This window comes from Halorubrum persicum, from assembly GCF_002727125.1.
Lineage (GTDB): Archaea > Halobacteriota > Halobacteria > Halobacteriales > Haloferacaceae > Halorubrum > Halorubrum persicum.
The window spans coordinates 1-22,483 of the sequence record NZ_NHOA01000148.1 but is presented as its reverse complement, the minus strand read 5'-3'; the positions used below and the strand labels follow the sequence as shown (position 1 = coordinate 22,483).

24 protein-coding genes and 2 pseudogenes are annotated in these 22,483 nt (G+C 68.9%); 10 read left to right on the top strand and 16 right to left on the bottom strand.

The window, feature by feature from the left end:
• Positions 1–121 (bottom strand): DUF5799 family protein (locus DJ69_RS18955; RefSeq protein ID WP_245851746.1); only part of this gene is annotated, 121 nt, incomplete at its 3' end.
• A gap of 154 nt (positions 122–275) precedes the next feature.
• Here DJ69_RS18955 and DJ69_RS16220 point away from each other — a divergent pair.
• Entirely contained in the window at positions 276–686 is a 411-nt protein-coding gene (locus DJ69_RS16220) for a halocyanin domain-containing protein (protein WP_099256563.1), read from the top strand.
• A 70-nt stretch (positions 687–756) separates the two neighbouring features.
• On the opposite strand, the gene DJ69_RS16215 is transcribed toward DJ69_RS16220, so the two are convergent.
• Positions 757–1,875: a mandelate racemase/muconate lactonizing enzyme family protein gene (locus DJ69_RS16215; protein ID WP_099256562.1), complete on the bottom strand. Its 1,119-nt coding sequence runs from the start codon at positions 1,873–1,875 to the stop codon at positions 757–759.
• A gap of 4 nt (positions 1,876–1,879) precedes the next feature.
• Positions 1,880–2,809: a 1,4-dihydroxy-2-naphthoate polyprenyltransferase gene (locus DJ69_RS16210; RefSeq protein ID WP_099256564.1), complete on the bottom strand. Its 930-nt coding sequence runs from the start codon at positions 2,807–2,809 to the stop codon at positions 1,880–1,882.
• Positions 2,810–2,992: 183 nt separating this feature from the next.
• Here DJ69_RS16210 and DJ69_RS16205 point away from each other — a divergent pair, with 183 nt between their 5' ends.
• Both DJ69_RS16205 and DJ69_RS16200 read left to right on the top strand, forming a co-directional pair.
• The gene (locus DJ69_RS16205) at positions 2,993–3,535 is read left to right on the top strand and encodes a carboxymuconolactone decarboxylase family protein (RefSeq protein WP_099256561.1); all 543 of its coding nucleotides are present in this window, start codon (positions 2,993–2,995) and stop codon (positions 3,533–3,535) included.
• A 69-nt stretch (positions 3,536–3,604) separates the two neighbouring features.
• Positions 3,605–3,883 carry a DUF7111 family protein gene (locus DJ69_RS16200; RefSeq protein ID WP_099256560.1) on the top strand — a complete coding sequence of 93 codons (279 nt, stop codon included), beginning with the start codon at positions 3,605–3,607 and terminating at the stop codon, positions 3,881–3,883.
• A gap of 9 nt (positions 3,884–3,892) precedes the next feature.
• Here DJ69_RS16200 and DJ69_RS16195 read toward each other — a convergent pair whose 3' ends face one another.
• From DJ69_RS16195 to DJ69_RS16185, 3 genes are all read right to left on the bottom strand, one after another.
• On the bottom strand, positions 3,893–5,047 hold the full coding sequence (locus tag DJ69_RS16195; protein ID WP_099256559.1) for a DUF63 family protein: 1,155 nt from the start codon (positions 5,045–5,047) through the stop codon (positions 3,893–3,895).
• A gap of 72 nt (positions 5,048–5,119) precedes the next feature.
• The gene (locus tag DJ69_RS16190) at positions 5,120–5,569 is read right to left on the bottom strand and encodes an Lrp/AsnC family transcriptional regulator (RefSeq protein WP_099256558.1); all 450 of its coding nucleotides are present in this window, start codon (positions 5,567–5,569) and stop codon (positions 5,120–5,122) included.
• A 71-nt stretch (positions 5,570–5,640) separates the two neighbouring features.
• Complete coding sequence (locus DJ69_RS16185) at positions 5,641–6,441, bottom strand: 4-phosphopantoate--beta-alanine ligase (RefSeq protein WP_099256557.1); 801 nt, start codon at positions 6,439–6,441, stop codon at positions 5,641–5,643.
• A 110-nt stretch (positions 6,442–6,551) separates the two neighbouring features.
• Between DJ69_RS16185 and DJ69_RS16180 the strand changes: the two genes are divergently transcribed.
• On the top strand, positions 6,552–6,788 hold the full coding sequence (locus DJ69_RS16180) for a hypothetical protein (protein ID WP_099256556.1): 237 nt from the start codon (positions 6,552–6,554) through the stop codon (positions 6,786–6,788).
• Between the two features lie 20 nt (positions 6,789–6,808).
• Here DJ69_RS16180 and DJ69_RS16175 read toward each other — a convergent pair whose 3' ends face one another.
• Positions 6,809–8,509 carry an acyl-CoA mutase large subunit family protein gene (locus DJ69_RS16175; protein WP_099256555.1) on the bottom strand — a complete coding sequence of 567 codons (1,701 nt, stop codon included), beginning with the start codon at positions 8,507–8,509 and terminating at the stop codon, positions 6,809–6,811.
• A gap of 121 nt (positions 8,510–8,630) precedes the next feature.
• Between DJ69_RS16175 and DJ69_RS16170 the strand changes: the two genes are divergently transcribed.
• Complete coding sequence (locus DJ69_RS16170; protein ID WP_099256554.1) at positions 8,631–8,987, top strand: hypothetical protein; 357 nt, start codon at positions 8,631–8,633, stop codon at positions 8,985–8,987.
• 36 nt (positions 8,988–9,023) lie between these two features.
• Here the strand turns inward: DJ69_RS16170 and DJ69_RS16165 are convergent, their stop codons facing one another.
• From DJ69_RS16165 to DJ69_RS16130, 7 genes and pseudogenes are all read right to left on the bottom strand, one after another.
• Complete coding sequence (locus tag DJ69_RS16165; protein ID WP_099256553.1) at positions 9,024–10,718, bottom strand: potassium transporter TrkG; 1,695 nt, start codon at positions 10,716–10,718, stop codon at positions 9,024–9,026.
• Positions 10,719–10,922: 204 nt separating this feature from the next.
• The gene (locus tag DJ69_RS16155; RefSeq protein WP_099256552.1) at positions 10,923–12,491 is read right to left on the bottom strand and encodes a TrkH family potassium uptake protein; all 1,569 of its coding nucleotides are present in this window, start codon (positions 12,489–12,491) and stop codon (positions 10,923–10,925) included.
• A 79-nt stretch (positions 12,492–12,570) separates the two neighbouring features.
• Positions 12,571–12,744, bottom strand: a pseudogene (locus DJ69_RS16150) (potassium transporter TrkG); the annotation flags it as partial.
• A gap of 164 nt (positions 12,745–12,908) precedes the next feature.
• On the bottom strand, positions 12,909–14,246 hold the full coding sequence (gene trkA / locus DJ69_RS16145) for a Trk system potassium transporter TrkA (RefSeq protein ID WP_099256551.1): 1,338 nt from the start codon (positions 14,244–14,246) through the stop codon (positions 12,909–12,911).
• 108 nt (positions 14,247–14,354) lie between these two features.
• Complete coding sequence (locus DJ69_RS16140; protein ID WP_099256550.1) at positions 14,355–15,248, bottom strand: mechanosensitive ion channel family protein; 894 nt, start codon at positions 15,246–15,248, stop codon at positions 14,355–14,357.
• The gene (locus DJ69_RS16135) at positions 15,248–15,493 is read right to left on the bottom strand and encodes a YhbY family RNA-binding protein (protein WP_099256549.1); all 246 of its coding nucleotides are present in this window, start codon (positions 15,491–15,493) and stop codon (positions 15,248–15,250) included. The genes DJ69_RS16140 and DJ69_RS16135 overlap by 1 nt, the downstream gene beginning before the upstream one ends.
• A gap of 89 nt (positions 15,494–15,582) precedes the next feature.
• On the bottom strand, positions 15,583–16,029 hold the full coding sequence (locus DJ69_RS16130; RefSeq protein WP_099256548.1) for an SHOCT domain-containing protein: 447 nt from the start codon (positions 16,027–16,029) through the stop codon (positions 15,583–15,585).
• A gap of 158 nt (positions 16,030–16,187) precedes the next feature.
• Between DJ69_RS16130 and DJ69_RS16125 the strand changes: the two genes are divergently transcribed.
• From DJ69_RS16125 to DJ69_RS16115, 3 genes are read left to right on the top strand one after another with little or no spacing between them, the layout of a single operon-like run.
• The gene (locus DJ69_RS16125; RefSeq protein ID WP_099256547.1) at positions 16,188–17,234 is read left to right on the top strand and encodes a metal ABC transporter substrate-binding protein; all 1,047 of its coding nucleotides are present in this window, start codon (positions 16,188–16,190) and stop codon (positions 17,232–17,234) included.
• Positions 17,231–18,010, top strand: coding sequence for a metal ABC transporter ATP-binding protein (locus tag DJ69_RS16120; protein ID WP_099256546.1), 780 nt, complete (start codon positions 17,231–17,233; stop codon positions 18,008–18,010). Before DJ69_RS16125 ends, DJ69_RS16120 begins: the two co-directional genes overlap by 4 nt.
• On the top strand, positions 18,007–18,996 hold the full coding sequence (locus DJ69_RS16115) for a metal ABC transporter permease (RefSeq protein WP_099256545.1): 990 nt from the start codon (positions 18,007–18,009) through the stop codon (positions 18,994–18,996). Before DJ69_RS16120 ends, DJ69_RS16115 begins: the two co-directional genes overlap by 4 nt.
• Here the strand turns inward: DJ69_RS16115 and DJ69_RS16110 are convergent.
• Positions 18,993–19,724: pseudogene (locus DJ69_RS16110) on the bottom strand (MMPL family transporter); the annotation flags it as partial. The gene DJ69_RS16115 and the pseudogene DJ69_RS16110 sit on opposite strands and share 4 nt — an antisense overlap.
• Positions 19,725–19,982: 258 nt before the next feature.
• On the opposite strand from DJ69_RS16110, the gene DJ69_RS16105 reads away from it, so the two are divergent.
• Entirely contained in the window at positions 19,983–20,645 is a 663-nt protein-coding gene (locus DJ69_RS16105; RefSeq protein ID WP_099256544.1) for a TetR/AcrR family transcriptional regulator, read from the top strand.
• 52 nt (positions 20,646–20,697) lie between these two features.
• Here the strand turns inward: DJ69_RS16105 and DJ69_RS16100 are convergent, their stop codons facing one another.
• Complete coding sequence (locus tag DJ69_RS16100) at positions 20,698–21,399, bottom strand: HD domain-containing protein (RefSeq protein ID WP_099256543.1); 702 nt, start codon at positions 21,397–21,399, stop codon at positions 20,698–20,700.
• 146 nt (positions 21,400–21,545) lie between these two features.
• Between DJ69_RS16100 and DJ69_RS16095 the strand changes: the two genes are divergently transcribed.
• Positions 21,546–22,483: cation diffusion facilitator family transporter (locus DJ69_RS16095; RefSeq protein ID WP_099256542.1), on the top strand; the 938-nt coding region annotated here is incomplete at its 3' end.

Below are 22,483 nucleotides of genomic sequence, written 5' to 3'. Positions count from 1 at the left end.
CGGTCGCGGTCATGATCAGTCCCCACTCCTGGCTGGAGAACCGGGAGGCCGACACCCGGTCGGTGAACTGGTTGTCGACGGTCATGCGCTCGCCGACGATCGCGTCGGTCCATTCGCTCATGGGTCTCCCTTCGACGGTGACGGTAAAAGCCCCTTCCCTCGTCTGCCGGTCCGCTCGGCACCGCCTCGGCCGTCTCGCCCGCGCGGTCGCGGGGCGGGTCCCGTCTCGGCGGCGTTCACGAGGGCATTTATATCTCCCACCGTCTCGATCCGATATGACCGACCGAACGCGTCGGGAGGCGCTCGCGGCGGCGACCGCCGTCGCTACCGCGTCGCTCGCGGGCTGTGCCGACGCCGTCATCCCCGGCGGCGAGGAGGAGACCGATCCGGAGCCGGTCGACCGGACGGGATCGGACCGAGTGACGGTCACCGTCGGCGCCGACGCCGGGTTCGCCTTCGCACCCGCGCACGTCGTCGTCGAGTCCGGTACGACGGTCGTCTGGGAGTGGACCGGCGCGGGCGGCGCGCACAACGTGGTCGACAGAGACGGTGCCTTCGGCTCCGAGCTCATCAGCGAGCAGGGTCACACCTTCGAGCACGCGTTCGCGGAAGCGGGCGTCTTCGAGTACGTCTGCACGCCGCATCAGACGCGGGGGATGGCGGGAGTCGTCGAGGTCGTGGAGTGATCGCTCCCGCCGGGTGAGCTCTCGATGGCGGACCACCCCCACTGCGACCCGTGCCGCGCCCCCCGGCGCGCTACCGGAGACCGTCGAAGGCGTCGCCTGCCAGCCCCGAACCGCTCGGCACCGCGATCGCGCGCTCCGAGACCGGACAGGGATCCGGAGCGAGGTCCGCGTCGAGCAACGGCCCGGTGGCGAGCCCGCAGGGCGCCACGTCGGGGATCGCGGCGGCGACGTGGACCGCGGCGGTGCGGGCGATCACCGCGTCGACCGTGGTGGTGACGACCGGTTCGACGCCGGCCTCTCGCGCACGGATCGCCGCCGCCAACGCGCGGTCCGGCCCTCCGAGCGCCATCGGCTTCAGGACGACGGCGTCGGCGGCGCCGGCGTCGAGGACCGCGTCGACGCCGCGGCTCGCGACCGACTCGTCGAGGGCGATCGGGACCGGGGGATCGGTATCGGCGTCGGTGTCGGCGCCGACCTCTCCCCCTTGCCGTCGGTCTCGGAGGGCGGCGGCCCCCTCAACGTCGTCCGCCGGGAGCGGCTGTTCGAGGTACGCGAGACCGAGCGATGCGAGCCGCTCGACCGCCTCTCGGGCGGTCTCCCGGTCCCACGCGCCGTTGGCGTCGGCGCGGATCGCGACACCGTCATCGACCGCCCGGCGAACGGCTCGGAGGCGCTCGACGTCGGCGTCGAGCGCGCGCGAGCCGACCTTCAGCTTCAGGCAGCCGAACCCCTCGGCGACGGCGGTCTCGGCCGCGGCGACCGTCGTCTCGGGGTCCCCGTCTCCGATGGTCGCGTTGACCGGGACCGCGTCGGCGGGCGCCGGAAGGCGCTCGTCCCTCGCGAGCTGCTCGGCGAGGGACCGTCCGGCGTCTCGGGCGGTCGCGTCCGCGAGCGCGAGCGCGAGGCCGTGGCGCGCGGCCGGCGTCTCGCCGGGGTCGATCCGGGCGAGCGCGTCCGCGAGTCCCGCGTCGTCCCGGTCAGCTTGGAGCCCGCGGAGCGTCGCTTCGCAGGCCGAGAGCGACTCGGTCCAGCCGGGGAGCGGCGTCGCCTCGCCGACCCCCGCCTCGGAAACCGAGTCGCCGTCGGATTCGGGGTCGACGGCGACGACGAATCCCTCGCGCTGTTCGATCGAGCCGCGCGCCGTTTCGAGGGGGCTCGTCAGTCCGAGCGAGAAGGGGCGGAGCCGCATCGGGTCACACCGCGAGTCCGACGGCGAACGCGACCGCGTACGCCGCGAGGAGCTTCCCGGTCGATTCGAGCGCCGGATTGAGCGCGTCGCCGGCGGTCTCGGTCAGCACGGTGCGGGCGACCCCCGCCGCGAGCGGGAGCGTCGCCAGCGGGAGGAGCACGGCGAGCCCGTACCCTTCGGCGAGGAACCAGAGGGGCGTGAGGTACGCCAGCGCGAGGAGCGCGAGGAACTGACCCCGCGAGAACCGGTAGCCGAACCGGACCGCGAGGGTGCGCTTGCCCGTCTGCGCGTCCTCCTCCAAGTCGCGCACGTTGTTGACGACGAGGATGTTCGTCGAGAGCGCGGCGATCGGGAGGCTCGCGACGACGCCGGCGAGGGTGACGGTCTCCGGCGGTATCCATAGGGGAAACGCCCCGGAGACGAGCGCGGCGGCCTGCACGTAGTAGGTTCCCGTGACGGCGATCACGCCGAAGAAGACGAAGACGAACAGGTCCCCGAGCCCGTGGTAGCCGAGCGGATACGGACCGCCCGTGTACGCGATCCCGGCGGCGACCGAGGCGAGCCCGATCACGATGATCGGGACGCCGCCCACGTACACGAGGTAGGTCCCGACGAGGATCGCGGCGGCGAAGGTGAGCCACATCGCTCGCTTCACCTCTCCGGGCTTGATGAGTCCGCTGGCGACGACGCGGGTGAACCCCTCGCGGTCGTCGGTGTCCGCGCCCTGGATCGCGTCGTAGTAGTCGTTCGCGAAGTTGGTGCCGACCTGAATCAGCGCCGCGCCGACGAGCGCGGCGAGCGCGGGCAGCGGGGCGAACGCCCCGTCTCGGACCGCGAGCCCGACGCCGACGATCACCGGTGCCGCCGCCGCGGGGAGCGTCTGCGGCCGCGCGGCGATGAGCCACGCCCGGCGCCGCGACAGTTCGGTACTCATTGTCACCGGTAGGGTCGTGCCGTCCCTTAACCTTACCATCCGGTCGAGCGGGTGGCCGGTCGAGACGAACGAGGCGGTCCGGGCGGCGCGGTCGAAGCGTCCGGCCCGACCGTGTCGGCCCCCGATCGCGGCGAGCGCCACCGAGGCACACAAGCCTATCACTGCGGGCGATGAGACGTAGCCATGGCCCGCGTGCCCTACGTTGACGCGTCTGACGTACCGAACGAGTACGAGGAGTTACTGGAGTCGTCGCTGCAGGGGAAGCCCCTGCACGTCTACCAGTCGATCGGCAACAACCCGGAGGTGCTCGCCGGATTGCGTTCGTTCCTCGGCTCGCTGTGGACCGACAGCGGGCTCTCGGACCGCGAGCGGGAGCTGGTGATCCTCGCGATCGCCCGCGAGACGACGAACCGGTACGAGTGGCATCAGCACGTCAACATCGCGCGGGGGGTCGGGATCGACGACGAAGTCATCGCCGCGCTCGGGGCGGACGACCGCGGACCGCTCGACGGCGACGAGACGGCGGTCGTCGAGTACGCGCTCGCGGTCGTCCGCGGCGAGGTCGACGCGGTCGTCCACGACGAGGTCGCCGCCCGCTACGGCGACGACGCGATCGTCGGGATCGCCGCCGCCGCGAGCGGGTACGACGCCCTCGGCGGGATCATCGACGCGTTCGACCTCGACCTGGAGTCGGGGGCGGAGTTCCACGGGTGGGACCCGCGGTAGAGCCGGGAGCCCGCCGACCGACGGCGGTCCGACCGACAGATACGACACGGATCGGTGCGTAGCGTGCGCATGAGCGACACGACCGGAGGCGAGGCGGACGGAATTTCGGCGCGCTACGCGGAGACAGACGGTGAGCGACGCGTCACGTTTTCCGCCGGCGGCCGGGAGGCGACCGTCGCCCAGAACGTCGACGGCTACGCGATGCTGAAGGTCCGACCGGGGCCGACCGGCGACGAGTTAGAGCGGTACTACGGGTTCGACATGGCGCTCGACCACGCCGCCGAACTGCTCGGCGTCGCCGTCGCCGACCTCCCGGTTCCCGAGGACGCGGCCGACATGGGGATGTGACCCCGCCCGTCAGATCCCGAAGGTCGCGCGCAGCATGTCCCGACTTCCGGGACCGAGACCGACCGCGAGCACCGTAATAAGCAACAGCAGCGTGTAGCGCGGCGACTCGTCGAACATCTCACCGTTGAACACCCAGACGACGAACGTCGCCGCGGCGAGCTTCACCAGCAGGAACGGCCACGCGTCGCCGGTGACCGAGAGGATCGACTGCGGGAGCAGCCGCGCCGTCCAGTCGACGATCAGCGCGTTGACGACGTGTTTCGGAACGAGGTTCGCCGTCCCCGTCAGCGCCGGCATCCAGTTGAGCCCGATCACGTTGGCGACGCCGTCGATCGCGTGGCCCCAGATGATGACGATTCCCGCGACGCCGGTTCCCTTCCGAACTTCGGGCACGTAGCTGGTCGCGAGCTTCCACGTGACCGCGGTCGCCGCGGTCGCGATCCCCAGCGTCAACACGAGGATGATCGGGTAGAACTGGACGTAATCGGTCGCGACCGAGAGGTACGAGAGGTAACCGAAGGCGAGCGCGAGCGCGACGGTTCCCATCGCGAACAGGGGACGGCCGTAGTCGTCGACCACGCCCCGGTTGTCGAGGGAGTACGCCGTGAGGACGCACGCGAGCGTCACGCCGAAGACGGTGAAGTAGATGAACGGGCTGATAAGCAGCGCGCTCGCCGGGAACGGGATCAGCGGCTCCACGCCGGCCCGCATCGCGGCGACGCCGGAGTCCTCGACGGTGCGGAGGGCGCCGCCGAGCAGCATGAACGGGAACAGCGCGTAGAAGAAGCGGAGCTCGGTGCCGATCTGCAGCCGGCGGAGGAGGAAGACCACGCCGATCAGCATCGCCAGCAGGATGACGACGTAGCTCACGGTCGAGACCGTAGTGTACCCGGGGAACGCGACCGCCTTGCCCGCCTCGACGGCCGCCGAACACGCGGACGAGCTCCCGAGTAGCTCGGTCCCGCCGGCGTCGCGGACGGCACACTGCGCGCCCTGTCCGTCGGCCGCGACCGGGCCCCAGAAGTACTGCCAGAGGAACCGATCGTACACGATCCGCGGGAAGACGGCGGACCCGACCGCGAGAAGCGCCGTGATGGCGCCGACGACCGCCGCCCACGCCTGCTCCGGCGACAGCCCGAACCGCTCTTCGACCCGTGTGCTCATGCTCTCCGTTGGTGGAGCCCCCGAATTGAGGGTTCCGGTCCCGCGGCGCCGGAAACCCGCCGACGCCGGAGGTCACACCGGCGGGCCGTCCGCCTCGTAGTCGGTGCCGAGAATGATCATCGTCTGCGATCGGGAGAACCCCTCCATCTCCGCGACGCTATCGAACATGAGTTTGCGGAGACTCTCCGTGTCCGCGGCGACGACCTTGAGCATCACGTCCCACTCGCCGGTCGTCAGGTGGATCTCGCCGACGCCGTCGATCTCGCGGAGCCGCTCCAGCGCGTCCTCTTCGCGACCCTGCTCGACCCGCAGGCCGACGAAGGCGCTGACGCCGTAGCCGACCGCCTTCGGATCGATGGACGCGTGGTATCCCTCGATGACGCCCGCCTCCTCCATGCGATTCACCCGGTCGTGGACGGTCGCGCTGGACATGTCGATGCGGCGTGCGACCTCCGAGAAGGGTGTTCGAGCGTCCTCCTGTAGAATCCGGAGGATCGCGCGGTCCGTCTCGTCGAGTTCCATGCGTGCTATACGTTGCCAGCGGACTTTGCACTTCCGGCGCTGACAAGGCGAAATCGTCAACGAGCGGACGTTTAATCGGCGATATCGGCGTTCGAGGCGTCGCCATCAGCGGCCGCATCGTCGGGCATCCCGAAGGACCCCTCGCGGATGGCGGCCTCCGCCTCGGCGAGCGCCTCGTCGGCGTCGAACGAGTCGATCGCGTCGCGACGCGACGCAGGGGCATCGGCGAGGTCCCGCGCGTGAGCCGTGACGTTCGGCACCGCTCGGATCAGGTTGTCGATGATCGGGATGTCGGCGGTGCGGGGCGACCGACTGCCGGGGTTCAGATCGACCACGATCTCGGTTTTCCCCATGGCGTCGAGCGCCTCGGCCCGGTCGCCGTCTTCCAGCGGGACGACGACCACGTCGGCGGCCTCGATGCCGTCTGCGTCGACGGTGCCGCGGGCGTGATCGAGTCCGGGGATCTCGCCGTCGCCCGCGAGCCCCTTCACCTCGTCGGCGCCGTGCTCGCGGAGGTGGTCGGCGATCCGGCGAACGCGCTCGTCGGTGTGGTTGAAGAGGTTCACCTCGATGTCGGCGTCGACGGCCGCGGCGAGGTCGACGATCTCCGCGGGCGCGAGCGCCGCGACGTTGCCGTTCACCGAGAGCACCGGGTGGTCGGCGCACAGGAGGGTGGCGGCGGCCGCGCGCTCGGCGGCGTCCGCGCTCGGAAGCGTCCGTTCGCCGAGGAGGTAGTCGAACGCCTCGCCGCGCCCCTGTGCGATGAGCCCCTGTTTCGAAGTGATCCCCTTTTCGACGCCCGCCTCGATCCGGTGGCGCGTCACGAGCGACGCGTAGCGCGGGTGATCCTCGGGGATCTCCGTCTCCGTCATACCCGAGCGAGGCGGCGCGTCGATTAAAATGGCCCGTTCTCGCCGTTGTGTGCCGTGACCTCCGGACATACACAAATGTTAACATGCGTCAATACGTAGGTCCACGCGTGATGAATCGGACTGGCAAGTATACGGTCGTGAAATCGTGCAACGACCACGGAGCGATGACCCTCCGTGAATACCCACGCAACGGGACCCTGTACGTCGTCGAGTACGACGATCCCGACGTGGAAGACGAACTGTCCGCGCTCGAGGCCGGGTCAGTCGTCGAGCTGGACCTCCGACGCGCGGGTCGCCGCGGTAACGCGTGGTGCGCGGAGTCCGCCCGTCCGGTCGACCCGGTCTGACCCCACACTCCGCGGTCCGTTCACGCGACGCCGATCCGCTCGCGGTAGGTGCCGTACTCCGCTTCGAACACCGCCATGATCTCGCCCATCGTCGCGTACTCCTTCACCGCCGCGACGATCGCGGGCAGCACGTTCTCGCCGGCGTCGACCGCGGCGCGAATGTCGTCGAGCGCGGCCTCGACCGCGTCGTCGTCGCGCTCCGCTTTCACCGATTCGAGTCGGTCGAGCTGTCGCTCCCGGGTCGTCTCGTCGACGCGAAGCAGGTCGGGCTCGGTGTCCGCCTCGACCTGATAGGCGTTGACGCCGACCACCGTCTCCTCGCCGCTGTCGACGCGCTCTTGGTACTCGTAGGACGCCTCCTGGATCTCGCGGTGGAAGTACCCCTCTTCGATCCCCCGGAGCACGCCGTCGCGCACGGAGCCGTCGCCCATCTCCCTGACCTCCTCGATGTACGCGGTCGCCTCCGCCTCGACCTCGTCGGTGAGCGCCTCCACCGCGAACGAACCGCCGAGCGGGTCGACGATGTCGGCCGCGCCCGACTCCTCGGCGATGATCTGTTGCGTGCGGAGCGCCACCCGGACGGCGCGCTCGGAGGGGAGCGCGAGCGCCTCGTCGAAGGAGTTGGTGTGGAGGCTCTGCGTGCCGCCGAGCACGCCCGCCAGCGCTTGGATGGTGACGCGAACGACGTTGTTGAGGGGTTGCTGGGCCGTCAGCGACTGGCCCGCGGTCTGCGTGTGGAACTTGAGCTGCTTGGAGGCGTCCGCCTCGGCGCCGTACCACTCGTCCATGATCCGGGCGTAGATCCGGCGGGCGGCGCGGAACTTGGCCACCTCCTCGAAGATGGAGTTGTGCGAGTTGAAGAAGAAGGAGAGCTGCGGGGCGAACTCGTCGATGTCGAGCCCCCGATCGAGGCAGTCCTCGACGTAGGCGAACCCGTCGGCGAGGGTGAAGGCGAGCTCCTGGACCGCCGTCGACCCCGCCTCGCGGATGTGGTACCCCGACACCGAGATCGGCTTGAAGTTGGGAGTCTCCGCCACCGCGAACTCGATCGTGTCGGTCACGAGATCGAGCGACGGCTCCGGCGGGATCACCCACTCCTTCTGCGCGATGAACTCCTTGAGCATGTCGTTCTGGAGGGTTCCCCGGAGCTCCTCGCGCGGCACGCCCTGCTGGTCGGCGATGGCGACGTACATCGCGTAGATCACGGGGGCGCTCGGGTTGATCGTAAACGAGGTCGACACCTCGCCCACGTCGATGCCGTCGAACAGCACCTCCATGTCCCGCAGCGTGTCGACGGCGACGCCCTCCTTGCCGACCTCGCCGAGCGACATCGGGTCGTCGGAGTCGAGCCCCATCAGCGAGGGCATGTCGAAGGCGGTCGAGAGGCCGGTCTGTCCCTCGTCGATCAGGTAGTGAAACCGTTCGTTCGTCTCCTCGGCGGTGCCGAACCCGGCGAACTGCCGCATCGTCCACGTCCGCCCGCGGTACATGGTCGGGTAGACGCCGCGGGTGTACGGCTCCTCGCCGGGGAAGCCGATGTCGTCGCCGTAGTCGAGGTCCGCCACGTCGGCGGGGGTGTACACCCGATCGACCTCGTGGTTCGACACCGTGGCGAACCGGTCGTTCCGCTCGCCGTGCCCGTCGAGAGCCGGATCGAGCGTCTCCGCCGCCCATTCGGCGTGGGCCTCGCGGATCTCGGAGAGCTCCTCATCGTCGTACATGGCTTCGACTACCCGTCGGTACTGTATAAATATTGATTACAGTATGGCGATCTCAGGCGACGCTCCCGCGACCCCCCGTCTCCGCGGATCCATTATGTGGGCTCGGATCGAATCGTCGGGTATGACCGACTCCTCTGAGCGTCCGACACCACCCGAAGGACTGCCGCCGAAGGTCGTTTCGGCACTGACCGAATGCACGCCGGAAGAGCTCCGCAAGGCGATCGTCCACGCACAGGAGCTGCTCCACCATCACGGAGAGGCGGAGCTTCCGATCAGTGCGGAAGTCAACGACGACATCCTCCGCGTCACCGAACACGAGGGGTACACCGAAGTGGTCAAAGAGTTCTACTGCGCGGACGGCTGCGACGACTGCCCGCACGGCCCCTACCTCTACCACGTTACGGAGGAACCGCACCCGGGCGGGGGCCGCAAGGTTCACTGGTCGTTCATGGGGACGGTCCACTCCCAAGAGGAGTGACCACGCGGGGTGGCGGCCCGGTAGTACGCGTAGATCTCAGGGGTTCAGCCCCCAGATCCCGGCCCGAACGAACACCAGCACCGGAATGATCTCAAGTCTCCCGATCCACATGTTCAGGACGAACATCCCCTCGGCCACGGGCGACATCGAGGGACCCGTGATCCCCGAGGAGAGCCCGACGTTCCCCTGCGCGCTGGCGACTTCGAACAGCGCGTCGGCGTAGCCAAACTCGGGGCCGGCGATGTTGACGAGGACGAGGCTCCCCACGACGAGAGCGACGATCCACAGCAGCGTGACGATGGCGGCTTCACCGAACTCCCGCTCCATCGTTTCCCGGTCCAACGTCCGGTCGCCCAGACGCGCGGTGACGACCGCGTTCTTCGGGAGGAACACCCGAGAGAACTGCCAGGCGATACCGCGCCCGACCGTGTACCCGCGGACGATCTTGATACCGCCGACGGTGGAACCCGCCGCGCCGCCGAGGACCATCGCGCCGACGACCAACACCTTCGCGCCGGCGACCCACCGACCGATCGGGGCCGATTGGAAGCCGGTACAGGTGAGGGCACTGATCCACTGGAACGTCGAGTCTCGAACGGCGTCGAGCTGTGCCCCGTCAAGCAGCGGGGCGGAGCGCGGAACGAACGACTCCGTCGCGAACGCGCCCGTTGTTATCTGGACGGATGCGACGTTCTGTATCGAGAGCACCACCACGCCGGCGCCGAGCAGCACGAACAGCCATCTCGTCTGAAGATCCGCGACCAGTTCGCGCACGTTCCGATCGTTGAGCACGACGTAGTGGACCGGAAACGCGATCGCACCGAGCACCATGATCGGTAGCAGCGTGGCCTCGACCAACGGAGAGCCGTACGTCGCGATCGAGTTGTCCGTCACCGAGAACCCACCCGTCGTGAGTCCCGTCATGGCGTGATTGAGCGCCTGCCAAGCGGTCTCGCCGACCGACAGCGACTCGGCGTACGCGCTCTCGCTCGCCCGGATCGCGGCGAACAGCATCGCGAAGGCCAACAGCGTGTACGCCACGACGAGCTTCCAGACCGTGCGGACCGTCGAGACGACGCTCGGATGGATCTTCCGTTCTCTCGCCTCGCTCCGGTAGAGCGCGTAGCTCCCGCTGCCGGGACGTGAGAGGATCGAGACCGTGAGGACGATGACGCCGACGCCGCCGACCCACTGGATGAACGAGCGCCACCACTGCACCGCCCGCGGCAGCGACGGCTCGTGGACCGCCATCGTCAGGCCGCTCCCGGTCCACCCGCTCATGCTCTCGAAGACGGCGTGGAGCGGATCGCGGAAGTACGCGAGACTGGAGAGGGTTACACTCCCACCGACCTCGATCGGCTCCCACGAGGCGGTGTCCGCGGCGGCGGGAACGAACGCGTCCATCACGGCCGGCGGCGTCGCCCACGCCGTGAGAAACAGCGGTAGGGCACCGAAGCACGCGACCATGAGCCAGCCGCCGGCCGCGATCACCATCCCGTGTTTCATCTCCGGCTCCGGAGCGTCGGCGAACACCCGGTTGGCAGCGCCACCGACGAGAGCCGTCATCCCGCCCGCGAGCAGGAAGCCGAGCGCCGCGTGGAACTCCCCGAATCCGAGGGCGACGACCACCGTGAGGCTCATCAGCCCGGCCTCCATCAGGAGGAGCGAGCCAACGTCCCGGGCGATGACGCCGAGATCGGTCGGGAGTCGACCGCCGTTCCGGTCGGGCATCTCAGTCGTTGTCCTCCTCGTGAGCGACGGGCAGGAGGACGTGGCCGAGCAGATCCTGACCGTCGGTCTCGTCGGTACTCGTCATACGGATCGTTAACTCGCCCGTCAGTTAAGAAGATACGCTCTGCGGAAGCGCGCGATCAGCGCCGCCGAAACCGGATATACTGCGAATACGGACCGCGAAATCGGTCTCTGTATTCCGGTTCACCGAGTGTCGATCGCCGAGATGAACACCGCGAGCACGGGTACGATCTCCAGCCGACCGATCCACATCAGGAACACCATCAGCAGCTTCGACGTGTCGGGGAAGAACAGGTAGCTCCCGAACGGTCCGAGCCGGCCGAACCCTGGCCCGATGTTCCCGATCGTCGCGAGCGACGCGCTCGTCGACTCCAGCATCGTCAGCTGAATCCCGATCCGGGCGGTGTCGAGAGACAGCAACACTGCCGAGACGCCGAATAGCACGAGGTAGAGGATGGTGAACGCCATGATGCCACGGATCGCGTCCTCGTCAATGACGCTCCCGCTGAGGCGGACCGGCTGGACGACGTCCGGGTGCGCGGAGGTGAACAGCTCGCGACGGATCGCCTTCCCGACGATGAGCCACCGAACGATCTTGACGCCGCCGCCGGTCGAGCCGGCGGAGCCGCCGATGAACATCGCGAACATGAGCAGGATCTGCGCGTCGGTGTCCCACTCCACGAAATCGGCGGTCGCGTACCCCGTGGAGTTCAACAGCGACACGACCTGGAACGTCGCCTGCCGAAGCGAGTTCTCGGTCACGCCCTGCGTCATTCCGCCCAGTTCGATGGCGGGCGCCGCGCCGCGGAACAGCATCACCGCGAGAACGGCGGTCACGACCGCGATCGCGCCGGCGTATCCGCGGAACTCCGCGTTCTTCAGCATGACCTCGGCCTCGCCGCGCAACACGTGCCAGAACAGCGCGAAGTTGACGCCGGCGACGGCCATGAACGGGATGACGACCCACTGCACGGCGGCGGAGAACGCCGCGACGCTGTCGGCCTCCGGCGAGAACCCGCCGGTCGGGAGGGTGGTGAACCCGTGCGCGATCGCGTTGAACAGATCCATGTTCGGCGCCATTCCGGCGCGGTGGAGCCCGTACAGGAGCACGATGTACACCACGGTGAAGGCGAAGTAGATCAGCCAGAGCGCGCGCGCCGTCTCCGCGATCTTCGGGGTGAGCTTCTGGAGCTCCGGCCCGGGGGCCTCCGACTCCATGAGCTGGGCCCCGTTGACCGCGACCTCGGGCAGGATGGCGATCATCAGCACGATGATCCCCATCCCGCCGAGCCACTGCGTGAGCTGGCGCCACATCATCACGGCGTGGGAGTGGCGGTCGGTGCTGATCTCGCCGAGCACGGTCGCGCCGGTGGTGGTGAACCCGCTCATCGACTCGAACAGGGCGTTGACGATCGACTCCGTGAGGGCGCCGAGCGATCCCGTCTGAAGCCCCACCGTCGACGCCGTGCCGTACCCGGCGAGCAGGTACGGGATCGTCCCGATCACCGCCGCCGCGATCCACGCGAGCGAGACAAAGAGTAGCGCCTCGCGGGGACCGAGGTCGGGGTCGGGATCGACCCGCTCGACGGCGAATCCGATGGCCGCGACGAGCGCCATCGAGACCAGGAACACCCAGATGTCCTCGCCGTACACGAGCGCCACGACCAGCGGCACCAGCATCGTGACGGCGAGGTACTTGATCCCGACCCCGAGAAGTCCAACGCTCGCCTTCCAGTTGACGCCCCAAGCCATGTGTGTTCGATCGATATGGGAGTGGCCCGTTCGCTGTATTAAACTGTCGAAGGGGCGACGACGGAACTCTGAAACGGGTTCACGAGGTCCAAAACGCCTTCGTGAACAGCACGAGCACGGGAATGATCTCGATCCGACCGATCCACATCAGGACGATCATGACGGCTCGGGTGCTCATCGGGAAGGTCGCGAACGTTCCGTACGGGCCCGCTTGGCCGAACGCCGGACCGATGTTGAGGAACGTCGTCGCGGCGACGGGAGACCGGATGATCGCCACCGCGAGGAACGGCATCGGCGGCTCGCGGTGATAGAAGGGACCGGCAGCGGGAACGCGAGCGGTACGGAGAGCGCAGCGAGGACGTCTCCGGCCGGCCCGACGCTCGCCCGCCGGCCCGGAGCGGGGCCGTCACAGGAGACTCAGGCCATCGACGTGATCGCGCTGATGGAGTCCGACTCCGCGAGGAGGATCACGTGGTCCCCGGCCTGAAGCACGGTGTCCCCGCGGGGGGTGACGAGCTCGTGGTTGCGGGTGATCGCGCCGATGACGAACCGCGCGTCGCTCTCCGCGACGATCTCGGAGATCGGCCGGCCGGTGAGCCCGCACCCCTCGGTGAGTTCGAGTTCGAGGACCTCCGCCCGATCGTTTTCGAGGACGGCGATGTTCTCGGCGACGCTCTCGTAGGTGAACCGCGTGATCTCCTCGGCGGTCACCGTGCGGGGGTTGATCGCGATGTCGATGCCGATCTCCTCGAAGACGGTGACGTAGTCGGGGCTGTCGACCACCGCGATCACGCGGCTGACGCCCAGCCGCTTGGCGAGCACGGCGACGAGCAGGTTCCTCTCGTCCGAACCGAGCGCGGTGACGAGGATGTCCGCGTCGTCGACGTGCTCGCGCGAGAGGAACTCGGTGTCGGTGGGGTCGTGCTCCATCACGACCGTGTTCGGGAGGTTCTCCGCGAGCCACCGCGCGCGGTCGGCGTCGCGTTCGATCAGCCGCGGCTTGAAGTCGCGCTCCTCAAGCAGCCGGGCGGTCTGGTAGCCGATCTCGGTGCCTCCCACGACGACGATCTCGTCGGCACTTCCGGGGGTCGTCTCGGGCGCCACGTCGGTCGCGAACGACTGGACGCTCTCCGGGCTCCCGATCACGACGGCGCGGTCTTCGACCGCGATGCCGGTGTCGCCGCGCGGGATCGTCATCTCGCCGTCGCGGAACAGCCCGACAAACGTGAGCGACTCGAAGCGGTCGGCCTCCGAGACGGTCTGTCCCGCCACGGGGCTCCCCTCCGCGATCTCGAACTCGGCCATCTGGACGAGCCCGCTGGCGAAGGGGTCGACGTCGATGGCGGCCGGGAGCCCGATGACGCGGACGATGTTCTCGGCCGTCAGCAGGTCGGTACACACCATGAAGTCGACGCCGAACGCGCCCTCGCTGCCCTGCCACGTGCGGAGGAACTCCGTGCTCTTCACCCGGGCGATGGTGAACCCGCCGCCGAGCGTCTTCGCGGTGCCGCAGGCGACGAGGTTCGTCTGGTCGTTGTCGGTACACGCGATGACCATGTCGGCCCGTCCCACCTCGGCCGCGGTCTGTATCTCGGAGGTCGTGCCGTCGCCGGCGATCGTGAGCACGTCGAGCTCGTATTTGAGCTGCTCCGCTCTGTCCGGGTCGACGTCGACGACGACGACTTCGTGGTCCGAGGCGAGGCTCGCAGCGATGCTCGTTCCGACCTCGCCGGCCCCGATGACGACCACATGCATAGGCGCAACCAGAGACCCGACCCTGAAGTTCGTTACTATCGGGAGCCGGGGAGCACGGCGGCGGCGCCCGACGGGTCACCGACGGTTTCGGCCGCCGCGGCCCGGCTCCTACGACTCGCCGCCGAACGACGAGGGGTCCGTCCACTCGTTTCGCCCCGAGACGGTGCGCTGCGGGAAGGGGATCGAGATCCCCTCCTCGTCGAAGCGCGCCTTGACCGCCTTCACGTAGTCGGCGCGGGCCTTCACGAAGTCCGCCCGCGACGGGTCATCGATCCAGATCCGCGACTGGAGCCCGACGTACGAGTCCGCGAGCTCGGTCAGCCGGACCGACGGCGCCGGGTCGTCGAGGATGGCGTCGCTCTTCTCGGCCTCTTCAACGATGATGTCGGTCGCTTTCTCCACGTCGTCCTCGTAATCGATCCCGAAGACGAACTTCAGGCGCAGCGTCTTCTTCGCGACCGGGTTCTTCACCACGTCGCTTGTCAGGGCGTGGTTCGGCACCGTGAGCAGTTCGTTATCGAACGTGCGCACGCGGGTGACCCGGAAGGAGATGTCCTCGACGATCCCCGAGTTCCCCTGCCACTCGATCCAGTCGCCGATGCGGAACGGCTTGTCCGTGTAGATGAAGACGCCGGCGACGAAGTTCTTGATCACGTCCTGGAGCGCGAAACCGACCGCGAGCGTCGCCGCGGCGGCGATCGTCGCCAGCGACCGCAGGACCCCCTGATACCCCGCCGCGCCGAACGCGACCGTGACGCCCGCGAACAACACGAGGAACGCGACGATCTTCTGTAACGGCCGCCGCGCGTGCTCGTCGAGCCCCTGCCTGTCGAACACGCGCTGGACGAGCGGGGTGACGGCTGCCTTGTACAGCACGTACGTCGCGGCGACGACGGCGACGAAGATCGCCGCGTCGATGACGATGCCGGTCAACGGGCCGAGGAACGGCTCCAGCGTGCCCGCGACGGCGACGGTTCCAGGCGCCCCTGCGGGGACGCCCATCAGTGCAGCACCGCTGTGTTCCCGCGCGTCTCGATCAGGTCGGCGTCGACGGCTTCGGCCAGCTCCGCGGCGAGATCGTCGGTCGTGGTTCCGCCCCGCGCGGCTCGGAGGAACTTCACCTTCACGAGCTTGCGGTCGTCGAGCTGGTCGTCGAGCTCGTCGACGACCGCGTCGATGCCGTGTTTCCCGACCCAGACGGTGACGTCGAGGTCGTGCGCCTCTTTGCGAAGCTGTTGGTCGCTCATACACCGATGAGTCGGCCGCGCGCATTGAAACTTGAGGTTTGGCGGTCGGCGAGAGGGCTCGCGTCGCCCTCGTGGGGGCTCCCGACGGATCAGCGCTCGCGCTCGACCTCACGCCCGAAATCACGCTCCGCGTCTGAGCCGCCCGCCCGGCCCCGTTCGACGTACTCGGCCGCGTCCTCCGGCGTCTCCGTCTCCAACAGCCGGTCGAGCTTGCGCTCGAACTGCTCGTCTGTGAGCTCCCCCTCGGCGTACCGGGCGCGGAGCCGATCGAGCGCGTCCGAGGCGTGCTCGGAGCGCTCCGCGTCGTCGGTCTGGCCGGCCGGCACGGGATCGCTCCCCCCGAACAACTCCAGTTCCTCGTCGTCGTCGAACAGCATCGAGACCACCGGCACGATCACGATGTAGCCGAACAGCATGAACGGGAGCCACCAGCCGAAATCGAGCAGGAGCGCAGCGAGCCACGTCCCCGTCACGACCGTCGCCGCGATACCGCTCGCGTTCCGCTCGAACCGCTCGCGTGTGGAGGTGTCCGCCATCGCTGACACCATCCGCGCCGGGGCACAAAGTCGTGTCGGCGGGCGATCGTGGCGTGCGGTCAGTCACCGGGACGACTGCGGCCGTCGTTAGAATTAGTCTAATCTAATCTTTTTCTTTGACCAGAAGTGTATTATGTGGGTCCTCTCTAATACTCGGTATGTACACGGACGCGAACGGCTCTTCGGGCGTCTCTCGCCGCCGGTTCGCCTCGATCGGCGCCGGCGCGCTCGCGGGAGGGATCGCCGGGTGCACCGGGAACGCGACCGACGCGAGCGCTGCCGGCGACGGCGGCGACGCCGACTACACCGTCGTCGCCTCGTTTTTCACGTTCTACGACTTCGCCGACTCGCTCGCGGAGGGAACCGACATCGCGGTCGAGAACCTGGTTCCGACCGGGCTCCACGGCCACGGCTGGGAGCCGGACCCGTCGATCCAGCGCCGGATCACCGACGCCGACGCCCTCGTTCACGTCGGTCCCGACTTCCAGCCGTGGGTGGATCGGGCGATCGACGCGCTCGCGGCCGAGTCGACCGAGACCAAACTCATCAACGTCCGGGCGGGCGTCGGTCTCATCGACCTCGCCGACTCGCTGACCGAAGAGGAGGCGGTCGAGGGGGCGAAGGACCCGCACTTCTGGCTCGACCCGCGGCGGGCGAAGCGCGCGGTCGCGAACCTCGCCGACGGGCTGTCCGAACTGGCCCCGGACAGCGAGGAGGCGATCCGGGAGAACGCGACCGCCCTCGACGCGGAGCTCGACGCGCTCGACGCGGAGTGGCAAGCGGTCTTCGACGCAGCCGAGCGCGACGTGGCGTTCCTCGCCGCCCACAACGCCTTCGCGTACCTTTCGGAGCGGTACGGCGCGACCATCGAGCCGCTCGTGGTGAACCTCGCGGCGAACGACGACGTGCGACCCGCGGACATGCGGCGGGCGCAGGACACGATCGCCGAACACGGCATCGAGCATATCGGCGCCGCCGTCTTCGAGCCGATCCGGCCCGCCCGCCAGCTGCTCGAACAGACCGACGTGGCGGCCTACTTCCCCGTGACGCCGTACGCGGGAACCGCCGAGTCGTGGGTCGAGCGCGGGTGGGGGTACTTCGAGATCGCCCGGGAGGTGAACCTCCCGACGTTCCGCATCCTGCTCGGCGTCGACGACCCAGACGACGTGACGTTCGCCGACTACGGCCGCAACTTCGAGCCATGAACGGGGCGCCATCGCCGGTCGACGCCGACCGACCCCCCCTCGTCGACGCCCGCGATCTGACGTTCGGGTACGCCGCCGTTCCGGTCGTCGAGGACGTGACCCTCCGGGTCGACCGCGGCGAGTACGTCGGGATCGTGGGGCCGAACGGCTCGGGGAAGAGCACGCTCCTCCGGCTCCTCTTGGGCCTGCACGAGCCCGATTCGGGGTCCGCGGAGCTGCTCGGCCACCCCGCCCGGGCGTTCGCCGAGCGCGAGCGCGTCGGCTACGTCGCCCAGGACGTGACGGAGGACGAGAAGCGGATGCCGATCACGGTGAGCGAGGTCGTCCTGATGGGCCGGTTCCCGCACGCCGGGTTCGGTCGGGTGACCGTCGAAGACCGCGAGCGCGTCCGCGAGGCGCTCCGGACGGTCGGGATCGAGCATCTCGCCGACCGCAAGATCACCGCGCTCTCGGGCGGCCAGCGCCAGCGGACGTACATCGCCCGCGCGCTCGCCGGCGAGGCGGAGCTGCTCGTCTTAGACGAGCCGACGGTCGGGGTCGACGCCGAGTCCGTCGAGGCGTTCTTCGAGCTCCTCGACGGGCTCGTGGCGGACGGGATGACCGTCCTGCTGGTCGAACACGACATCGGCGCCGTCATCGAACACGCCTCCCGGGTGGTCTGTCTCAACCGCGAGGTGTACTTCGACGGTGACCCCGCGGCGTTCGCCGAGAGCGACGCGCTCGACCGCGCGTACGGGACAAACATCCGCCGCGAGGAAGGGGGGATCGTCACGTGACGCCGAGCGCTCCGGCGGTCGCGGCCGTCCCGGCCCTCTCCGCCCCCTACGACTTCCTCGCCCGCCTCGTCGGACTGTGGAGCGACGGGCTCGGCTGGGTCGGCGAGCGGCTGGGGATCGCGATGCTCGACTACGTGTTCATGCACCACGCGCTCCTCGTGGGCGCGCTCATCGCGGTGATGGCGCCGCTCATCGGCACCTTCCTCGTTCACCGCCAGCTCGCGCTGATCGGCGACGCGCTCGCGCACACCGCGTTCGCGGGCGTCGCCGTCGGGCTGTTCGTCAACTCGCTGCTCGGCACCGGGATCTCCCCGTACGTGACGGCGATCGTCGTCGCCGTGATCGCCGCGCTCGCGATCGAACTGATCTCCGAGACGACCGACGCGTACAACGACGTGTCGATGGCGATCGTGCTCTCGACCGGGTTCGCGCTCGGCGCGGTCCTCATCAGCCTGAACACCGGCGGGCTCGCCGTCGGGATCAACCAGTACCTCTTCGGGAACCTCTCGACGGTCTCGCGCGAGAACGCCGTCCTCTTGGTCGTCCTCTTCGCGATCGTCGCGCTGGTCGTCACGGTGACGTACAAACAGCTGCTGTACGTCACGTTCGACGAGACCGCGGCCCGGGTCGCCGGCGTCAACGTCCCGTGGTACAACCGCCTGATGACGACGCTGACCGCCCTCGTCGTCGTCGGAGCCATGCAGATCATGGGCGTCATCCTCGTCGCGGCGATGCTCGTCGTCCCCGTCGCCGCCGCCGCCCAACTCGCCCGCGGCTTCCGCGAGGCGCTCCTCGCCTCCGTCGTGCTCGCGCAGATCGCCGTGGTCGCGGGCATCACGCTGTCGTTCAACTACAACACGACCGCCGGCGGCACCATCGTCCTCGTCGCCGTCGGCGTCTACATCGCGGCGGTCCTCGCCGGGAAGGCGCAGTCGCGGCGGGCCGGGGGAAGCGGGGACGACCCCGCCCCGGCCCCGGAGCGCTAGTCGGCCCGCTCGTCGGTCGACCCGCGGAGCCCTCCGTCGAGCCCGAGCCCCACCCGGTCGCCGTACCGGTCCCAGACGACGACCAGCGACGGGACCAGGAGGATCGAGCAGAGGTACGCGTACAGCACGCCGAGCGCGAGCAGCAGGCCGAAGTCCTGGATCAGCGGGATCACCGCGAGCCACAGGACGCCGAGCCCGCAGACGGTCGTCAGCATGCTCCCGGTGAGCGCGCCGCCGGTGCCGGCGATGGTGATGTCCAGCGCCTCGTCGATCCCGTGGCCCGCCTTGTACTCGTCGACGAAGCGGTGGACGAAGTGGACGGTGTAATCCACCCCGAGCCCGATCGACACCGAGAGGATCGGGGCGTTGATCGGCGTCAGCGGGATGTCGAACACCCGCATCGACCCGACCAGCAGCCCCACCGTGACGAGCACGGGCACGAGGTTGAGCAGGCCGTACACGGCCTTCCCCTCCAGGTAGGCGTACGACACCGCGAGGAAGATCGCCGTGAGCGCGAACGCGGCGATCAGGCTCCGGATCGCCGAGTCGGTGAGCCGATCGATCACGGCCTCGTTGACGACGAGACTCCCCGTGGGGACCGCCTCTAAGGGGGTGCGTTCGGCGAGTTCGCGCACGTCCGCGACCGCCTCGGAGTCGTCGACGCCCGGCCGGATCGTGTAGTCGATCCGCGCGCTCCCGCGGTCGGCGGCGAGGTAGCCGCGGGCGCGGCGGCCCCGGAGAGCGCCACGCCGGCGATGAGCGCCCCGACTGCGGCGACCGCCATTGCCACCCCGGCGATCCCCCCGGCCCGGCTCATCGCCGCCTCCGGACGCCGTCTCCGCCGGCGTCGACGCCGCAGCGCCCAGCGGCCCGCCCCCCGACCGCGTCGAATCGAGTCATACGATCGTGTCGGATGCGATTAACATAAGCGTATTGAATGAACGTTCAATCAAGAGCGATATATAGTCGGCCGCGGTACGTCGCGTATGAAACGCCCGTTCGTGGAGCCGACCGACACCCGAGAGGCCATCCTCGGCGCGGCGTTCCGCGCGCTCTGCGAGCACGGGTACGCCGACCTGACGATAAAGCGGATCGGCGAGGAGTTCGACAAGAGCCCGTCGCTCGTCTACCACCACTACGACGGGAAAGACGAGCTCCTGATCGATCTGCTCGGCTTCCTCCTCGACGGCTTCGAGGAGTCCGTCTCAGAGGACGCGTTCGATCTGGCGCCCAGAGAGCGCCTCGACACCTACGTCGCGGCGACGACGCACCCCGGACCGATCCCCGAGGGGCACGGCCCCGACGGGCAGTTCATGACCGCCATCGTCGAGCTCCGCGCGCAGGCCGCCACCGACGACGCCTACCGCGACCACTTCGACCGGAGCGACCGGGTGTTCAGCTCGTTCCTCGAGCGAACGGTCCGGGAGGCGGCGGGCGACGATCCATCCGCGGAAGGCTCCGACGCGCAGGCCGACGCGCCGGACGACGCCGTCTCCCCCGCCGAGGTCGCGTCGACGCTCCAGACGCTCGCGACCGGCGGCATGCTACGCTGGGCGACGACGACGGACCGCGAGTGGGCCGACGACACGCGAAGGGGGATCCGTCGGTACCTCGAGTCGGTGCTTCCGGCGGTCGATCCCGACGCCTGATCGGCGTTGGGACCGAGGGCGCGTGGACTCCCGGAGCGTCGGCGCAGTCGGATCAGCGGTCGGTGACGCCCTCGGCGTCCATCCGCGACACCTCCTCTTCGAGCCACTCTCGGATCCATTTCACGCGCTTGATGCGCTGATGGGCGATGCTCTCGGCGCTGTCGGAGACGACCCGCTCGGTGTGGTCGTGGGCGCGCTGAAGCACCCGATCGACCATCTTCGCGGAGTCCATGTGGGTCCGTGACTCGTACCCCATCCGAAGCAGCATGAGGACGGCGCCGTTCGCGCCCACCTTGTCGAGCACGTCCGCTTCCATCAGACACCGGCTCTCCAGAGGCACGTCCGTCAGGTCGCCCGTGTACGAGTGGTCGACGACCGCGCCGCACACCTCCTCGATGAACGACTCCGGATAGTTGCCGCGGCTCTGTAGGTACTCGCGGGCGACGCGCGCGCCGGCTTCGGCGTGAACGTCCTGCTCTGCCTCCAGTTTCGCCACGTCGTGAAACACTGCGGCCACCCGGACCACGTCGACGTCGGCGCCCTCGCTCTCGGCGATGTCGGTCGCGAGGTCGACGACGTTGAGGATGTGGTTGAACCGGTAGTCCGCGGAGTGCCAGGGGTACCAGCGCATCCGACCGCCGTCATCCTCGCTCTCGACGCTGGCTGCGAGGTAATCTCTCACAAACCCTTTCATCTCCTCGAAGTCCTCGTCGCTCACCTCCGTTTCCTTAATTTCGACGCCCACGGGAACCACCTCGGGCGAAAAACTCGTCGTTCATTACCGTAACCGAGGAGCGTTTCGTTCTTAGTCGTTACGACGGGTGTATCGGCGGGCGCACGCCGGCGCAGATCGGTCGCGACGGCGAGGTTCTTAAGGGCGGGCGGCGACCATCGACACGTATGTGGCGCCCCTGGGGAAGCGGCGAGAAGGCGCGGTTTCAGCGGGCCGCGGGGGTAAACATCCTCGGCAACGCGCTGAAGATCGCGGTCGTGGGGGCCACCGGGTTGGCCTTCGGGAGCGTCGCCCTGCTCGCCGACGCCGCGCACTCGGTCGCGGACCTCGTCGCCAGCGCGGTCGTCTTCGTCTGGGGCGGCTCTCGGTACGACGCCGCCGACGAGACCCACCCCCACGGCCACCAGCGGATCGAGCCGTTGACGGCGCTGTTCGTCGGCGCGGTCATCGTCCTGCTCGGCGTCCTGCTGTTACAGGAGTCCGCCTCCGAACTCCTCGGATCGCCGGGCGTCGAAGCCGACCCGATCCTCGTCGCGGCGCTGCTGTTCGCGCTGGTCGATATGTACGTCCTCTACCGATATACGGAGCGCGTGAACGCGGACCTCGGTTCGACCGCGCTCACCGCGCTCGCCGCCGACTGTCTCAACGACATCTACACCACCGTCGCGGCGCTGATCGGCGTCTTCGGCGTGCTGGCCGGCGTCCCCGTCCTCGACCCGGTTGCGGGGGCCCTCGTCAGCGTCCTCGTCGTGTATCAGGGGATCGAGATCGCCCGCGAGAACGTCACGTACCTCGTCGGCGCGGCGCCGCCCGCCGCCGACCGCGAACGGGTCATCGCCGCGCTCCGCGAGAACCCCGCGGTGGAGGGCGTTCACGACCTGACGGTGTACTACGACGGCACCGACCTCGAGGTCGAGGTTCACGTCGAGGTCGACGGGCAGATGACGCTCCGAGAGGCCCACGACATCGAGACGGAGCTGGTCACGGGCCTCCGGAACCTGGATGACGTAGGCGACGTCCACGTCCACCTCGACCCATCGGGCGTCGGCGAGTGGAAGGAAGCCGACGACGGCAGAGGCGGAGGCGGCGGCGCGAGACCGGGAGA

What these genes read in the sequence shown, in the direction of transcription:
- DJ69_RS16220 (WP_099256563.1), top strand. Translation starts at nt 276, where the DNA reads ATGACCGACCGAACGCGTCGGGAGGCGCTCGCGGCGGCGACCGCCGTC.
- trkA (WP_099256551.1), bottom strand. Translation starts at nt 14,246, where the DNA reads ATGCATGTGGTCGTCATCGGGGCCGGCGAGGTCGGAACGAGCATCGCT.
- DJ69_RS16210 (WP_099256564.1), bottom strand. Translation starts at nt 2,809, where the DNA reads ATGAGTACCGAACTGTCGCGGCGCCGGGCGTGGCTCATCGCCGCGCGG.
- DJ69_RS16155 (WP_099256552.1), bottom strand. Translation starts at nt 12,491, where the DNA reads ATGGCTTGGGGCGTCAACTGGAAGGCGAGCGTTGGACTTCTCGGGGTC.
- DJ69_RS16140 (WP_099256550.1), bottom strand. Translation starts at nt 15,248, where the DNA reads ATGGGCGTCCCCGCAGGGGCGCCTGGAACCGTCGCCGTCGCGGGCACG.
- DJ69_RS16130 (WP_099256548.1), bottom strand. Translation starts at nt 16,029, where the DNA reads ATGGCGGACACCTCCACACGCGAGCGGTTCGAGCGGAACGCGAGCGGT.
- DJ69_RS16120 (WP_099256546.1), top strand. Translation starts at nt 17,231, where the DNA reads ATGAACGGGGCGCCATCGCCGGTCGACGCCGACCGACCCCCCCTCGTC.
- DJ69_RS16125 (WP_099256547.1), top strand. Translation starts at nt 16,188, where the DNA reads ATGTACACGGACGCGAACGGCTCTTCGGGCGTCTCTCGCCGCCGGTTC.
- DJ69_RS16135 (WP_099256549.1), bottom strand. Translation starts at nt 15,493, where the DNA reads ATGAGCGACCAACAGCTTCGCAAAGAGGCGCACGACCTCGACGTCACC.
- DJ69_RS16215 (WP_099256562.1), bottom strand. Translation starts at nt 1,875, where the DNA reads ATGCGGCTCCGCCCCTTCTCGCTCGGACTGACGAGCCCCCTCGAAACG.
- DJ69_RS16170 (WP_099256554.1), top strand. Translation starts at nt 8,631, where the DNA reads ATGACCGACTCCTCTGAGCGTCCGACACCACCCGAAGGACTGCCGCCG.
- DJ69_RS16165 (WP_099256553.1), bottom strand. Translation starts at nt 10,718, where the DNA reads ATGCCCGACCGGAACGGCGGTCGACTCCCGACCGATCTCGGCGTCATC.
- DJ69_RS16185 (WP_099256557.1), bottom strand. Translation starts at nt 6,441, where the DNA reads ATGACGGAGACGGAGATCCCCGAGGATCACCCGCGCTACGCGTCGCTC.
- DJ69_RS16105 (WP_099256544.1), top strand. Translation starts at nt 19,983, where the DNA reads ATGAAACGCCCGTTCGTGGAGCCGACCGACACCCGAGAGGCCATCCTC.
- DJ69_RS16175 (WP_099256555.1), bottom strand. Translation starts at nt 8,509, where the DNA reads ATGTACGACGATGAGGAGCTCTCCGAGATCCGCGAGGCCCACGCCGAA.
- DJ69_RS16190 (WP_099256558.1), bottom strand. Translation starts at nt 5,569, where the DNA reads ATGGAACTCGACGAGACGGACCGCGCGATCCTCCGGATTCTACAGGAG.
- DJ69_RS16200 (WP_099256560.1), top strand. Translation starts at nt 3,605, where the DNA reads ATGAGCGACACGACCGGAGGCGAGGCGGACGGAATTTCGGCGCGCTAC.
- DJ69_RS16205 (WP_099256561.1), top strand. Translation starts at nt 2,993, where the DNA reads ATGGCCCGCGTGCCCTACGTTGACGCGTCTGACGTACCGAACGAGTAC.
- DJ69_RS16195 (WP_099256559.1), bottom strand. Translation starts at nt 5,047, where the DNA reads ATGAGCACACGGGTCGAAGAGCGGTTCGGGCTGTCGCCGGAGCAGGCG.
- DJ69_RS16180 (WP_099256556.1), top strand. Translation starts at nt 6,552, where the DNA reads ATGAATCGGACTGGCAAGTATACGGTCGTGAAATCGTGCAACGACCAC.